General features: G+C 51.5%; 11 protein-coding genes and 1 pseudogene. 11 read left to right on the top strand and 1 reads right to left on the bottom strand.

Features of this window, described 5'->3' with window-relative positions; translation table 11 throughout:
* The first annotated feature begins 5 nt into the window (after positions 1-5).
* The 4 genes and pseudogenes from CWE11_RS03300 to CWE11_RS03285 all read left to right on the top strand — a co-directional run bounded on the left by CWE11_RS03300 (position 6) and on the right by CWE11_RS03285 (position 5,518).
* Positions 6-890 carry a 23S rRNA (adenine(2030)-N(6))-methyltransferase RlmJ gene (locus CWE11_RS03300; protein WP_126776174.1) on the top strand — a complete coding sequence of 295 codons (885 nt, stop codon included), beginning with the start codon at positions 6-8 and terminating at the stop codon, positions 888-890.
* 66 nt (positions 891-956) lie between these two features.
* Positions 957-2,957 carry a bifunctional 2',3'-cyclic-nucleotide 2'-phosphodiesterase/3'-nucleotidase gene (locus CWE11_RS03295; protein ID WP_126776173.1) on the top strand — a complete coding sequence of 667 codons (2,001 nt, stop codon included), beginning with the start codon at positions 957-959 and terminating at the stop codon, positions 2,955-2,957.
* 361 nt (positions 2,958-3,318) lie between these two features.
* A complete protein-coding gene (locus CWE11_RS03290; RefSeq protein ID WP_126776172.1) occupies positions 3,319-4,401 on the top strand; it encodes an OmpA family protein in 1,083 nt (360 codons plus the stop codon).
* A 153-nt stretch (positions 4,402-4,554) separates the two neighbouring features.
* Positions 4,555-5,518, top strand: a pseudogene (locus tag CWE11_RS03285) (divalent metal cation transporter).
* A gap of 23 nt (positions 5,519-5,541) precedes the next feature.
* Here CWE11_RS03285 and CWE11_RS03280 read toward each other — a convergent pair.
* Positions 5,542-6,102 (bottom strand): gamma-glutamylcyclotransferase, encoded by a 561-nt coding sequence (locus tag CWE11_RS03280; RefSeq protein WP_126776171.1) that lies wholly within the window; start codon positions 6,100-6,102, stop codon positions 5,542-5,544.
* A gap of 125 nt (positions 6,103-6,227) precedes the next feature.
* Here CWE11_RS03280 and CWE11_RS03275 point away from each other — a divergent pair, with 125 nt between their 5' ends.
* From CWE11_RS03275 to CWE11_RS03245, 7 genes are all read left to right on the top strand, one after another.
* A complete protein-coding gene (locus tag CWE11_RS03275) occupies positions 6,228-6,968 on the top strand; it encodes a hypothetical protein (RefSeq protein ID WP_126776170.1) in 741 nt (246 codons plus the stop codon).
* A 135-nt stretch (positions 6,969-7,103) separates the two neighbouring features.
* Positions 7,104-8,285 carry an acyl-CoA dehydrogenase gene (locus CWE11_RS03270; RefSeq protein ID WP_126776169.1) on the top strand — a complete coding sequence of 394 codons (1,182 nt, stop codon included), beginning with the start codon at positions 7,104-7,106 and terminating at the stop codon, positions 8,283-8,285.
* Between the two features lie 6 nt (positions 8,286-8,291).
* On the top strand, positions 8,292-10,511 hold the full coding sequence (locus tag CWE11_RS03265; RefSeq protein ID WP_241971709.1) for a dehydrogenase E1 component subunit alpha/beta: 2,220 nt from the start codon (positions 8,292-8,294) through the stop codon (positions 10,509-10,511).
* Positions 10,511-11,530, top strand: a complete 1,020-nt coding sequence (locus CWE11_RS03260; protein ID WP_126776167.1) for an ACP S-malonyltransferase — start codon at positions 10,511-10,513, stop codon at positions 11,528-11,530. Before CWE11_RS03265 ends, CWE11_RS03260 begins: the two co-directional genes overlap by 1 nt.
* Before the next feature lie 145 nt (positions 11,531-11,675).
* Complete coding sequence (locus CWE11_RS03255) at positions 11,676-11,954, top strand: ArsR/SmtB family transcription factor (RefSeq protein ID WP_241971708.1); 279 nt, start codon at positions 11,676-11,678, stop codon at positions 11,952-11,954.
* A gap of 96 nt (positions 11,955-12,050) precedes the next feature.
* Complete coding sequence (locus CWE11_RS03250; RefSeq protein WP_126776166.1) at positions 12,051-12,254, top strand: YgaP family membrane protein; 204 nt, start codon at positions 12,051-12,053, stop codon at positions 12,252-12,254.
* Positions 12,255-12,341: 87 nt separating this feature from the next.
* Positions 12,342-15,629: an efflux RND transporter permease subunit gene (locus tag CWE11_RS03245; RefSeq protein WP_126776165.1), complete on the top strand. Its 3,288-nt coding sequence runs from the start codon at positions 12,342-12,344 to the stop codon at positions 15,627-15,629.

The raw sequence follows: 15,629 nt of genomic DNA, 5'->3' as shown, positions 1-15,629 counted from the left end.
CGCCTATGCTGAGTTACCAGCACGGTTATCATGCCGGAAATCCGGCGGATATCCACAAACATTTTACCCTTTGGGCTGTGACCCGACGGCTGCAACAAAAGCCGGCGGCCATTCATTTTTTCGATACCCACGCTGGGCGAGGATGGTACGATCTCCATGGCCCACAAGCCCAAAAGAATGGTGAGTTCCGCGAAGGGGTTGAGCGCCTTCTTAGTCACCGAGACGCTCTTGAGCACAGTCCGATAGCCGAGCTCTGGCAGTCTTTTTTTGGTGTGCTTGATGCTGCCCATGGACATCCCGTCGCAGCCGAGACACTGCAGTTTTATCCCGGTTCTCCTGCATGGGTCAGCGCATTACGTCGTGAGCAAGACCGGCATACGGTGTTCGAGCTCCATCCAACTGAGCTCAGTGAACTAAATGCGGTGGGGGAAACCCGCACGGGACGCGTGATTTATGGCGATGGACTCAAGGGCGTTGTGCAGCAACTCCCCCCACAAACGCCTCGGCTCGTGATCTTGATCGACCCAGCATACGAAAATAAAGAGGAGTATGGCGCAGTCGCGGAGACGGTCGCGAAAGCGTTGAAACGCTGTCGTCATGCGGTCATTTTAGTTTGGTACCCTCTCCTCCCTGCGCGACGCCATGAAGCAATGCTGGCCGATATGCAGCAAGGCTCCATTCCCTGCTTGCGCAGTGAGTTCGTCTATAAGCCAGAGGGAGCGGTACGCGGTATGTATGGTTCAGGGATGTTGATTTTTAATCCTCCATGGCAGCTCGATAGCCAACTCAGACAGGCTTTTTTACCGGTTCAAGACCTGTATTCCTTGGCTGACGGCAAAGCGCCGCAAAATGCATTGCACCATGTGGATTGGCTTGTTTCAGATACTTAGCGCGGTGGTTTGTTGCTCTGAAAACACGCCACAGCGTTCGAAGATTAACCGAGAAGAAAGAGGTTTATGATGCTTTATCGTTCCTACGGAGTGACGCTTGCGTTGGTGGGGGCGTTTGCCCTAAGCGCTTGCAATCCGAGTACAGTTCAGGTTCCGGAACATCAAGCGGCTCCGCACATCGATGTGCGCATTATGGAAACGACAGATTTGCATGCCTATATGCTTGGGTTTGATTATTTTCGTCAAACCCCCACGACCCAGTATGGCCTTGCACACACTGCGGCGTTAATTCACGAAGCACGTGCCCAAAATCCAAATAATATCTTGATTGATAATGGCGATTTGATCCAAGGCAGTGCCATGGGCGATTGGGCCGCAGAGCAAGGCGTGGCATACCTTGAAAATGCCGTGCATCCGATCATGAAAGCATTAAATTATCTGCAGTTTGATGCCGCAAATTTAGGTAACCATGAATTCAATTACGGTCTTGATTTTATGTTTGCCACGCTCGCGGGAGCAGAGTTTCCCTATGTGAGCGCGAACGTCTTTTATGCAGAATCGGAGGAAACCGCAGGTAAATATGCGGGAGCTTGGGGCGAGCCGTTAGTGCCGCCTTACGTGATTTTAGAACGTGATTTTGTTGACCAATACGGAGCGCAACACCGAATTCACGTGGGGGTGATTGGGTTCGTACCACCCCAGATCATGCGTTGGGATGCGCAGCATCTCACCGGCAAAGTTCGCGTGCGGGACATGGTTTCGGCAGCTGAACACTTCATTCCACAGATGCGTGCTGAAGGTGCCGATATTGTCATCGCGGTGCCTCATTCGGGCTTGCGAACCTACCCAGAATATCCAAAGTTTGCGGAACAAGCGTCGTATCAACTCGCGGGCGTTGAAGGGATCGATGCAATTCTGTTTGGCCATCAACATCAGTTGTTCCCGGGTTCACCGTCATACGATAATTTACCCGATGTGGACAATGAGCGTGGTTTCGTGCGCGGAGTTCCTGCGGTATCTCCGGGATATTGGGGAGATCACCTAGGAATCATCGATTTGCGATTAGAGCAAACCGATGACGGTTGGCAGATTATTGATTCGCAGGTACTTGTGCGGGCCATTGATCACCGTAAAGATCCGCATCTTGAACGGTTGCTGCAAAGCGAGCAGGAGGCCACCCTCACCATGTTGAACGAACCGTTAGGGCAACTTGAACACCGGGTGTCCTCACTGTTTGGTCGTGTCATGCCGGAGTCTGCGTTGCAACTGATTAACGATGCTCAGACCTGGTACGTGAAGCAACTTCAAGCGGAAGGTTCGATCCCTGCAGACCTACCAGTCCTTTCAGCTGCAGCACCCTTTCGAAATGGTAGTCAAGGGCCTCATGATTACACGCTGATCGAGGCGGGGGAGTTTACGCTCGGTAACTTGGTCGATTTGTACGTGTACCCGAATACTTTGCAAGTCGTTTCTATGAGTGGAGCTCAAGTGCGGGAATGGCTCGAGATGTCGGCGAATGCCTTCACACAGATCGACCCAGAGCGCAGCGAACCACAAGAACTTCTTGCACGGTTCCCGAGTTTCAATTTTGATGTCATTAGCGGCATTACCTATCGAATCGATCCAACGCAACCGCGCCGGTACACCAATGGCGGTGAACTTATTAACCCAGAGAGCCACCGAGTCGTTGATTTAAAATGGCAAGGCGAAGCGATTCGCCCGGATCAGCAATTTCTGATCGCAACCAACAACTATCGGGCGGGTGGTGGCGGCAACTTCCCCGGACTTGATGGCTCGACACTTGTGTATGCGAGCGACGCAGAAGTGCGACGGGTCATTGCCGATTATGCGCGGACACAAACAAGTGAAGCTGACGGTCGATTGCGTGTCGTGACTGTAAAGAATTGGGAATTGATGATCCCAAGCGAGGTTTCCCTTCGTTTCAGAGGGAGTCCAAGCACGGCCGCGCAACAAATCGTGCAAAATACCGATGGGCTTACGACCATTGGATTGGATGAACAGGGCTACGCACTGTATGAGTTACGGGCTCCGCAACACACAAAGTAAGGTGAGTTGACCTTGCGACATAACCGATAACTGTTAATAAGTTGTGGCGTCTTGTTGAAAAGCTCTTAGCACAAATTTTACGCAGGTAGACTCGCGAAAAAAGGTGTCGCTACGTAGACTTAAGAACTGAAGAAAGGTCATCGATCGGTGAGGGCGTTTATTTTCTTGCGAAAAAACCCCTGTTAGTACCGGATATCTTTGACCTTCTTAGGTTAAATGTTATACTCGAAACTGCGTCATTCGATCTGGTCAATAGACTGCAAGTAAACGCATGCATGTATGTTGCCGAGGTTTCGTCCGGTTCACCCCCAAACCATCGAAACGTTGTGGAGTAACAAAAAGGTAGAGAAGGGACCCCCTTATGAAAAAATTAGTTGGAATCACCATCCCTGCATTAGCAGGTCTTCTGTTAGTCGCACCGCAGGCGGCAGCAGAGAATTACTCAGGCACACACGATATCGCTGTGGGTGTTCGTGTCAGCACAATTAAGTTTGACTCGGATCGCCTCCACGTCAATAACGGAGCACCATTCAACCTAGACAGCAGCTTCAATACCCCTCAGCCGGGTCTTGAGTTTTCTGTACCGTTGACTGACCGTTTCAGCATTCGTTCGTACATCGACTACGTTGAAGCGAGCGTCGATGGGGTTGATAGCACGTCGTATGGCCGTTTATTCGGTACAGACGTATTGTTCCACCTGAACCGGAACTTTTTCCTTGGCTTGGGTGTGAACCAGACGAAAGTTCAGTTCCACCGTGATCGCATGTACCGCGGTACCGTTGGTTACGCGCGTGACATTAACGACCGTTGGTTCTGGCGTGCAGAGTATGCGCTGCAAACGTCTTCTGATTTCGATGATCAGCAGTTCATCGGTTCAGTAAACTATCGGATTGGGAGTGGTGGTCCATTACTGACGAATTGGCGTTCACGTGATGTTGCACCTGTAGTGGAAGATGATCCAATCGACCGCACCACCGATTCAGATGGTGATGGTGTACCAGATTACCGTGATGAGTGTCCAAATACGCCACGTGGCCACGTTGTTGATGAGCGCGGCTGTACCGTATACACCACAGAGCAAGTTTCACAAGACCTGCGTGTTGGCTTCGCATTCGATTCAGCACGTGTAACCAGTGACTATCGTGGTGATATTCGCCGTTTGGCAGACTTCATGCGTGAGCACTCAGATACCCAAGTGACACTGCACGGCCACACTGACTTGATCGGTACCCGTGAGTACAACCAAGGTCTTTCTGAGCGTCGTGCACGCGCAGTCGCTGACATCCTCGTGAACGAGCACGGCATCGACCGTAGCCGTATCCGTACCGTAGGTCACGGTATGTCACAGCCTGTTGTGAACGAAATCAGCTTGCCAGCGAACGCACGTAACCGTCGGACTGAAGCTCGCTTAACAGTCGAGATTCGTGTACCGCAAACGCGTTAATTCGCACGAAACATTGCTTGCGTGAAGCCATGTAAGCTGTGATAGATTGAAAGGCGCTCTTCGGAGCGCCTTTTTTATGACCACACAAGAATAATAATTATGTCAGCACGCGAAACAACGTCTATTTGGAGTGCCATCGGCCCCGGGATTCTGATGGCCACCGCCGCCATTGGAGGTTCACACCTCGTTGCGTCCACTCAAGCGGGGGCTTTGTTTGGTTGGCAGTTGGCGGGCCTCATTCTGCTCATCAATGTACTTAAATATCCATTTTTCCGGTTCGGTGTTGATTACACGCTAACGCACAATGAAAGCTTGCTTCATGGCTACTTTCGAAAAGGCCGGATTTATTTGTGGGGGTTTTTAATCCTCAATATCCTCGCGGCGATTGTGAATACGGCGGGGGTTTTATTGTTGACAGCCAGCTTGCTCTACTTCATTTTTCCTGCCGCCCCCGATTGAAATATCCGTCATCAATTCGATTTGGGTCCAAGAAAAGCGACGTATTCTTCCTGTTTCGCGGAAGGGCGGGTTGTTTGATTTTAACTTAGGTTACTGGGTCACGGCTGGCCTTGCGCTTTGTTTCCTTGCGCTCGGAGCCTTGGTCCAACATGGAAGTGAGCAAACAATTGCAATGGCGGGTGCGGCATTCGCGCAACAGCTCGTGAACATGTATGCGGACAGCCTTGGGGAGTGGACTCGATGGCTTGTGGCCACGGTGGCTTTTTTCTGTATGTTCGGAACCACGCTCACGGTATTGGATGGATACGCGCGGGGCTTGCACATTACCGGGCTTTTATTAACGGGACGGCTTGCGGTCGACGCGCCCCACACCAACGTCGATAAGGGTGGATATCGTATCCTCTTGTTGTTGCAGGCGGGACTTGGAATGGGGGTGATTCTATTTTTCCGAGGTGCCTTAAGCCCGATGCTGACCTTTGCGATGACAGCCGCCTTCCTGACAACACCGATTTTCGCGTGGTTAAACTTCAGCTTGGTGCGACAATCCGGCACACAGACGCGCCGTCGACGGCTGCTACATGGGTGGGCATGGATTGGTTTGTTGTATTTATTCGGCTTCGCACTCGTATTTCTGTGGTATGCCTTGGGCACGTCATGAAGACGTCATGCCTGCGGTTCATCTCACGGTTGACTGAGGTAATCAGCAATCATAAATACATGCGGGTCGTCTTCATCCATCGCGCGTAAGGCTTCTGCAAGCCGCAAGACATACTCATCATTCGGTCCACTAGGTCCTTCACTCTTCGCAATATGAGCTGCGATGTCATGCTCTGACGCTGGACCAAGCCACGCCTCGTTCTCTTCCGTTGCGATATACACAAGCCCCTGTGCTTCTGTCCCGTCATCAAAATGAAATGCCGTCTCGAATCGGAGGTAGCCATTTTTCTCTCGATGATCGAGATGGGCGAAAACATCGGGCGTAACTTTATATGCCATCCCTCGGCACGTGGTTCCCGGCACTTCAACCAGTGTGAGCACCCGGCCGGGCGCTTCCGGTGTACCGCGATGATCATGGGAGCCCTGCCAGAACCGCCGTTGCCAGTTATCAATACGTGCCGCTCGCCGCTCGATGTATGGGAAATCTGCCTTAAATATTAGCGAGCCATACCCAAAAACCCAAACGCTCTCCAATCCTTCAAGATTTTGACGGTTTTTATTGATGGCTTGCGTGTCATGGGGCATTCAAGGCCTCCTAATCTATTCAAATATAGGTCTTTACCATGGGTGATTGCAGTAAATATGTCGCGAAGTGTATTCGATGGCATATACTACCATAGTCAATAAACTTTGGTTTTCAGGAGGACGGTGTGTCCAAATTTTTGCATTGGATGTACATTGCAATCATCTGTATTTTGGCGATTATTTTGTGGCAGGCACGCTCGCACATCGCTGACGTTGAAACAAATTTGCAGGCGGCAGAGCAAGAAATCACAGCGCTGCGCGCGATACCAGAACCTGAACCGTTGGATTTCGATCAACGGCGTGTGCTCAATCTCGAAGCACTCGTGAATGAGTTACAAGCGGAGAACCGTGCTTTGACACGCATCTTGACGCAACGGGAAGCTGATGCGCTGGAAGATGCGCTTGAGGAAGCCGAGTTCTATGCGGAAGAGGAAGATTGGGAGTCTTTGCCGGAGGACGACGCAGCGGCTGATCGTGGTCCCGTAAGCAACCTGAATGATCCGCAGGTGCGGGAGGCGCTGGAAAATGCCCAAGCCCGTATGCTGAACTTAGACGATTTTGAACTGCGTTTAGAGAATGAACCGGTCGATCCCGAGTGGGCATTCCCTGCGGAACAACAATTGCGTGATATGTTCGTCAATGTGGAAGGTTTGCGGCATTATCAGGTTGAGGAAATTGAGTGTCGTACATATATGTGTCGACTGCGCGTCACATCGCTCGACCAACGGCCCTTTGATGCGCGCTTATTCACAACAGAATTGCGCAATGTAGAGGGTCTGCAAGACCTAACCTCGACCATGATTCTGGAGCGCGCTGAGGAAGATGATTTCCAAATATTCGTTGATCGTTCTCTGCAGCGCCCCTAACGTTTTTATATTGGTCTTATCAGTCATAAATACCCCGGATTTCACCTCCGGGGTATTTTTTTTGGCCGGTGCATATAGTACGTTGACTACACAACTTAGCAAAAACAAAACTGCATTTTCGCTTCGGAGAGACCCATGAGTAGCCGTGCCGCATTTGATTGGCAAGACCCCTTTTTGATGGATGGTATGTTAACGGACGAAGAGCGAATGATTCGTGACAGTGCTCATGCGTACTGTCAGGAGAAACTGATGCCTCGTGTGCTGATGGCGAATCGCGAAGAGCATTTCGATCGCGCAATTATGAGTGAAATGGGTGAGATGGGTCTGCTTGGTGCAACCATTCCGGAAAACTACGGGGGTGCAGGGGTCAATCATGTCTGTTATGGGCTGATTGCACGAGAAGTGGAGCGGGTCGACTCGGGTTATCGAAGTGCCATGAGTGTCCAGAGTTCCCTCGTCATGTATCCTATTTATACCTTTGGAACTGAAGCGCAGCGTCAGAAATACCTGCCGAAGTTAGCCACCGGCGAATGGGTCGGCTGTTTTGGTTTAACCGAACCGGATGCGGGTTCTGATCCAGCGAGCATGAAGTCGCGAGCGGTACGAGTGGATGGGGGGTATCAGCTGACCGGCTCTAAAATGTGGATTACCAATAGTCCTATTGCCGATGTTTTTGTGGTCTGGGCAAAGCTTGATGGTGAGATCCGTGGCTTTGTCCTTGAGAAAGGGATGCAAGGCCTCAGTGCGCCGAAAATAGACGGAAAATTTAGTTTACGTGCGTCCATTACCGGTGAGATTGTGATGGATCAAGTGTTCGTACCTGAAGAAAATATATTTCCTGAGGTAAAAGGTCTGAAAGGTCCATTCAGTTGTTTGAACAAAGCACGTTATGGCATCGCTTGGGGAACGCTGGGTGCCGCTGAATTTTGTTGGTATGCCGCGCGCCAATATACTCTGGATCGAATTCAGTTTGGTCGACCACTGGCGGCCACACAGCTAGTACAAAAGAAGCTTGCCGATATGCAAACCGATATCAGTCTTGGTTTGCTTGGTGCGCTTCAAGCAGGACGTCTTGCGGATGAGGGGCTGCTCGCGCCTGAGACGATTAGCCTGATCAAACGAAATAGCTGCGGCAAAGCCCTCGATATTGCGCGCGTTGCGCGTGATATGCATGGTGGAAACGGCATTGCAGACGAATATCACGTCATTCGTCATGTGATGAATCTTGAAGCGGTGAATACCTACGAGGGCACCCATGACGTCCACGCCTTGATTTTAGGTCGCGCGCAAACCGGTCTGGCTGCATTCGGCGCCTAACGGATTATGGCTGCTGCGACTTCTGCGCTCCAAGAGCGCCTCATGGCAGCGCTGTTTGATGCGCCGCTTCCTCCGCTCGAGAGCGTGCCCGATCTCCATGGCTTAGGGCTTTCGGCTGCTGATTTGTTTGACTGGATCGATACACAGCTCACGAGCCGTGTGCTCGATGTGCATAGTCGTGAGCTGCAAGCAATGGGGGAGAGTTTCTACACCATTGGTTCTGCAGGTCATGAGGGGAATGCGGCGATCGCCGCTGCGCTAAAACCGACCGACATGGCCTTCCTTCATTATCGTTCGGGTGCATTTTTCATTCAACGACAAAAACAGCTGCCTGGCAGCACGCCTATCTATGACATGCTGTTAAGCTTTGCTGCGAGCGCTGATGACCCAATCAGTCATGGCCGGCATAAAGTCCTCGGTTCGAAAAACCTGTTTGTGCCGCCGCAAACTAGCACCATTGCATCGCATTTGCCAAAGGCAGCGGGAATGGCCCACAGTATTGGACTGACCAAACGATTATCGGTGACGGGTGAAGTCCCTTCCGACAGCGTGGTCGTTTGCAGTTTGGGTGATGCGTCTGCGAATCACAGCACGGCGCAGGGAGCGATTAACGCAACCTGTTGGGCGGCCTATCAGAATGTCCCCATGCCGATTATTTTTGTCTGTGAGGACAATGGGATTGGCATCAGCACCAAGACACCACACGGCTGGATTGAGGCGGGTTTTCGGCAACGTCCAGGCTTGCATTATATCGCCTGTGACGGACGCAATGTTCTTGATATCTATCGTGCTGCTCAAGAGGCAGAACGCATTGCAAGGAAACGCCGGCAGCCTGTGTTTTTGCACATGAAATGCGTGCGTCTGTACGGGCACGCAGGGTCCGATGCGGAAATGACCTATCTGAGTAAAGAACAAATCGCGCACAATGAACTGCATGATCCACTCCGAACGAGTCTGGCGTTGCTTGAGGCATATGAAATTGCTGATCGCGAGACCATGCGAGGTTATTTAGACGCGTTATTTGCCCGAGTCCGAGCCGTGGGTCGTGAGGCGATTAAGCGGCCTAAACTTGCTGACGCGGCAGCGGTCATGGCCTCTATCACGCCTGAGCGGCCTGCAAAGCCCTTGCCGCCGAGCTTGAATCCAGCACAACGTGCTGCCTTATTTTCCCATGAGAAGCACAACCTCGGGAAGCCGCAAACGCTGAACAAGCTATTGAATTGGGCGTTGCTCGACCTGATGGCTCAATATCCGAACACAGTCATGATGGGAGAGGATATTGGCAAAAAGGGTGGTGTCTATGGCGTCACAAGTCGACTGATTCAGCAGTTTGGGCCGAATCGAGTGATCAATACATTATTGGATGAACAGAGCATTTTGGGGATGGCGATCGGCTGTGCGCATAATGGTTTACTGCCTATTCCTGAGATTCAGTTTTTGGCTTATGTGCATAATGCGGAAGACCAAATTCGTGGCGAGGCCGCAACCCTATCGTTTTTTAGTAGTGGTCAGTTTACCAACCCCATGGTCATTCGTATTGCGGGCTTAGCCTATCAGCGGGGCTTTGGCGGTCACTTCCATAACGACAACAGCTTTGCAGTATTTCGTGACTTGCCAGGCGTTATTTTAGTTTGTCCCTCCAATGGTGAAAGTGCCGCGAAATTGCTTCGGGAGGCAGTGCGACTTGCAGATGAGCAAAAGCGCGTGGTCATTTTTTTGGAACCCATCGCTTTGTACAATCAAAAGGACCTGTGCGAACCCGGAGACGGGAAGTGGAGTTTTGCTTACCCTGCGCCTGAAGAGCGCATTGCGTTTGGTGAAGTGTCTTCCTTCACGATGGATGAAGCGCGCATTGCAGATATCACGATCGTCACCTACGGTAATGGCTACTATTTAAGTCGCCAAGCCGAAGAGGTCCTGCGTGGCGATGGAATTCATGTCAAGGTCGTGGATTTGCACTGGCTGCATCCATTACCAATGGATGCATTAATCACAAGCATTGGTGACTCGCGTCGGGTGCTCATCGTGGATGAATGTCGTGAAACGGGTTCCGTGTCCGAAGAGTTATGGACCCGACTGCAAGAGCAGGATTTTGCTGGGAAGCTTGGTCGTTTGTGTGCGGACGACTCGTTTATTCCACTTGCGAAGGCCGCTTATCACGTTTTACCCGCCAAAGAAGCTATTGTTTCTGCCGCTCGAGCGATGGTTAAGGGAGCGATCGGATAATGGATACTGCAACGCGTAAACGAGTGGTTGTCTTTAACCCGGGACGGGGGACCTATAATCGCCCCGAGTTAGGTTATTTACAGCGCAGACATCCGAACCAACAACCATTAATTTCTCGCTTTGACACATTGCGAGCCGCCGATCAGCCAAGCATTTCACAGCTCGATCAGATGCAAGCATTTCAGAGTAAAGTACATCTTGCGGCAACCAATGCAGCGCCACTAATCTATGCGTGCGCCTATGCGGACTTCCTTTCACTGGACACCGATGAGATGGATATTGTCGCCGTGTCGGGCAATTCCATGGGCTGGTATATTGCGCTTGCCTGCGCAGGTGCATTGGATGCTGAACGAGGATTCACGTTAGTCAGTGAAATGGCCGCGCTCACGAGTGGAGCGAAGCTTGGTGGGCAACTGATTTATCCCGAAGTGGACGTAAACTGGCGTCAAGACTCGACGCGGCAGTCACATATTCAAGCGTTGCTTACCCATCCTGATCCAAAGCTTCGGCTGCAGCGTTCGATTTGCTTTGGTGGTTATCAGGTGCTTGCGGGCCCAGATACAGCCATTCAACATGGGATACAGTCACTTCCTCCGGCAGATGAACGTTACCCCTTTGTTTTGCCCGGTCACAGTGCATTTCACACGTCCTTGATGCAGCCTGCTAGTGAACGCGCACTTCAGCGTTTTAGTCCGGCGTTCTTTACGACACCCGCGATTCCACTCATTGATGGCCGAGGAAAGGTTTGGCAACCTCTCGGAACGGACGTCGGGAGGTTGCGAGATTACACCTTGGTGCATCAAGTGTGTGAAACCTATGACTTCACGCGTGCGGTCATTACGGCAGTCAAAGAATTCGCACCGGATCAGATTGTATTGACCGGCCCAGGGAATACCATGGGGGGAGCGGTCGCCCAAGCGCTGATACAAATTGGCTGGCAGGGGATACGCTCGAAGGCAGACTTTATTGAAAGACAAGCACATGATCCGTTCGTCATCTCAATGGGGATGGAAAGCTGAACTGTAAAAATCGCTTGCTTTCATTGCGTTCTACAACGGCTCATTGTAGTCTGCTGGATGTTATTCTATAATACATTAAATTAACTCTTGATAAATTAGATTATTCTAATATAATAACCTTATGATTCAGATATCGATCGAAGACATGCAAAAGAATGCGAGTTCCGCAGAGGCGCTCCTCAAGTCCTTGGCCAACAGCCATCGCTTGATGATTCTCTGTCACTTAGTTGATGGCGAGCTTTCGGTCGGTGAGCTTGAAGCGCGCGTGGGATTGTCTCAGTCTTCGCTTTCGCAACACCTGGCGAAATTGCGCGAGCAAGGTATTGTCACGTTTCGAAAAGCAGGTACCACCGTCTGGTACCGCGTTGAAAACCGTAACGCATTGCAGATGTTGGAGACCTTGTACGCAATTTACTGCAAGTGATGTGCAGATGAAGTTGAGAGGGGCGCTGGAGCGCCTCTTTTTAGCAACAATAAACCATAAATTCGTAATATTTAATTTATTGAGGAGTCTATACTCATGAACATTGATCGCTTTGTGTTCGCTTTTGCCGGTTTTGTGGTCCTCCTGTCTGCGCTACTTGCATGGACGGTCAGCCCATACTGGTTGCTGTTGACTGCGTTCGTCGGTTTGAACATGTTTCAAGCCGCTTTTACCGGATTTTGTCCGTTGGCAAAGATCCTCAAAGCCGTCGGTTTAAAGCCGGGTCACGCTTTTAAATAAGATCCAAACTAGCTAAACATATTCACGCAACGCAGGCTATCGGTGGATAAACTCGCTGGCCTGAGGACGTTTTGCAAGGAGTTGAGGATGAAGGGTGGCGTCATTCGCTGGTTTTTGAATAGCACCTTCCCGCCAATTTTCATTGGCTTTGCTATTTTATTTGGTGCGGTCGCATTGTGGCTCACACCACGGGAAGAAGATCCTCAGATTGTCGTGCCGATGGCGGATATTGTGGTCGAAGCGCCAGGACTTTCCGCACGTCAAATTGCAACGCAAGTCACCGAGCCTTTAGAGCGCGTCGTCAGTCAGATTGATGGCGTGGAATATGTATACTCCCAATCGAATCGTGATCATGCCTTGGTGACGGTGCGCTTTTACGTGGGTGAAGATCGCGAGGAGTCGCTGGTAAAGCTCTACAACAAGCTGTTTTCCCATGAAGATGAGATTCCACAAGCGGTCACCAACTGGTGGGTTAAACCGGTTGAAATTGATGATGTTCCGATTGTGGTGGCAGCGCTCTACAGCACCCATCCTGATCAAATCGGGGCCTATGAGTTACGCCGTATTGCTGAGCAAGCAACCCAACAGTTGAAGTCAGTCCCGCGGACGAATCGTGTTGATGTCTACGGTGGTCAGCCACGGGTCATTGAGATTTCACTGGATAGCGTGAATCTGGCTGCGCATCAAACCACTGTGGCCGATATCGAACGAGCCATTGGCGCAGGAAATCGACAACAGCGTGTCGGGCGTTTACATCAAGCAGGGGAAGTGATTGAAATTGAGGCAGGGGCTTTCTTTCAATCAGCGCGCGAACTCGGTGATGCTGTGGTTAACGTTGTGAATGGAAAACCTGTCTATTTGCGCGACGTTGCAACTATCTCTGATTCGTCAGCCCAAGCGGATACACACACCTTCTACTATCCAAAAGATGCAACAGATGGGTTGCCGGCCGTTTTTATTGCCGTCGGCAAGCAACGGGGTGCCAACGCCGTTCGGGTGGCAGATGACACGCTAGCCGTCCTCGAATCGCTCCGTGGCGATGGATTGCCGAGCGGTGTGGATCTTGCCGTCATTCGTAATTATGGTGAGACCGCAGACGACAAAGTAAAAGAATTGGTCAGTAGCTTGGCTGTGGCGGTCCTCGTGGTTGTGGTTTTTGTTGGCCTGTTCTTGAGCTGGCGGGCCGCATTGGTGGTCGCCATCGCAATTCCCATTGCCTATGGAATGACACTTGGGCTCGATCTGATGTTTGGCTACACCATTAACCGCGTCACGCTTTTCGCCTTGATTTTAGCCTTAGGCTTAATTGTCGATGACCCGATTGCAGCGATTGATAATATCGACCGCCACATGCAAAACGGAGAGGGATCGGTAAAAGACCGAATTGTCGGTGCGATGAGCGAAATCCGCAGCGCGCTATTAATGTCGACGCTGGCAATCGTTATTGTCTTTACCCCGATGTTTTTCATCACCGGAATGATGGGGCCTTACATGGGGCCGATGGCATTCAACGTCCCGGTGAGCGTTCTCTTTTCCACGCTCACAGCCTTTCTAATCACGCCTTGGCTTGCTTGGAAAATCATGGGGACAGCGCGCGAGCAGGGGCTTTATGATCCGTCTCAAACATTGCTGTATCGTGGTTACCGAGCGTTACTCGAGCCAATTTTAGCAACCGATAAGCGCAGCAAACTTTTTATTTGGGGTATCGTGGGGCTATTTGTAATCGCGGCTGCATTGCCTGCGTTGCGGTTAGTTCCATTGAAACTACTCCCCCATGACAACAAAAATGAATTCCAGTTGGTTGTAGACCTACCGGAAGGCCGCGCTTTGGAGGAGACCCAACAAGTTGTCCAACGCCTCGCGCAATATATGCAAGGGGTTCCGGAAGTAGAAGCCGTCGCAACGTTTGCGGGATTGGCTTCCCCAATGGATTTCAATGGCATGGTGCGTCATTATTTCCGTCGTGGCGAGCCTTGGCATGGAGAAGTTCGTGTTGTGCTCGCCGATAAACATCGGCGGACCATGCAATCGAACGAAATTGCCACCCGGGAACGGGATGCCATCACGGAGATCGCCGAGGCACTCGGTGCACAAGTGAAGATCGTACAGGTCCCGCCGGGCCCACCGGTGCTGGCCACCGTGGTTGCTGAAATCTATGGCACGCCGGGCACTGCGTACAATGAACTCGAGACGGCTGCGCACGTCGTTGCCGAACGCCTCGCGCGGGAGGATTCTGTGCGTGAAGTGGATACTTCGGTTCCAGCCGATTACCGGGTATGGCGTTTTGAAGTGGATCGCGAGAAAGCGGCACTATCCGGCATTTCGACACAGGACATTCAAACAACCATTCATGCCGCACTCTCAGGACGGGTGGTTGATCATTTGCAGTTAGCCACGGAAATCAACCCACTGCCAATTGAGGTTCGCTTGCCACGGGGTGCTCGCGATAATCCAGATCATCTGCTGTCCCTTTACGTGCGAGGCCAACCCGGCGTTGCGCGGCAACAGCAAGGCGCGGGTTTAGTGGATGCGCCGGCCCCATTGGTTCCGTTGGCAGAACTGGGGCGTTTCACCGAGCAAACGGTGGACCGACCCATTTTTCACAAAAACCTGCGTCCTGTGGCGTATGTTTATGCGGAGTCAGTTGGCCGCGTGCCAGCGGATGTGGTTGCAGATGTGATGGTCGACCAAAATTCGGACGCAAATCAATATGTGCCGCAATGGCGCCGACATTACTTCAACAATGGTGCTGGGCTTGGTTGGTCAGTCGAAGACAACATTCAAGTGGTCTGGAGCGGTGAGGGTGAATGGAAGATCACGCTTGATGTATTCCGCGACCTTGGAATTGCCTATGGTGTCGCATTGCTCGGTGTGTATGTTGTGATGGTCTTGCAAACCGGACTCAAGGCCGTTTCTGGGATTATGATGCTCTCTATTCCTCTTACGATTATCGGCATCATGCCCGGTTTCTGGTTCCTAAATTTGTTTGCTGCGGATATCGCAGGGTATCCAAATCCGACGCTATTTACCGCAACCGCGATGATCGGGATGATTGCACTGGCCGGCATTGTGGTCCGCAACGCGCTCATTCTAATCGAGTTTATTCAGCAGCGCTTGCAAACTCCGTGCACCTTAAAAGAGGCGTTGTTCGACGCTGGCGCAGCGCGGACACGGCCAATTTTGTTGACTGCGGGAACCACCATGTTGGCAAATATCGTGATCACCCTCGACCCAATCTTCAATGGACTGGCTTGGGCGATTATTTTCGGCATCACCGCATCAACACTCTTCACCTTGCTGGTCGTGCCCGTGGTGTACCACATGATGTATCAGAATACAGAAGGGCACGGCTTGCCGCGTCCGGAACAGGAGTAA

This window comes from Aliidiomarina sanyensis, from assembly GCF_003987175.1.
In the GTDB taxonomy this organism is placed as follows: domain Bacteria; phylum Pseudomonadota; class Gammaproteobacteria; order Enterobacterales; family Alteromonadaceae; genus Aliidiomarina; species Aliidiomarina sanyensis.
Note: the sequence above shows the minus strand (reverse complement) of the source record. Positions and strands in the feature narration are given on the sequence as shown.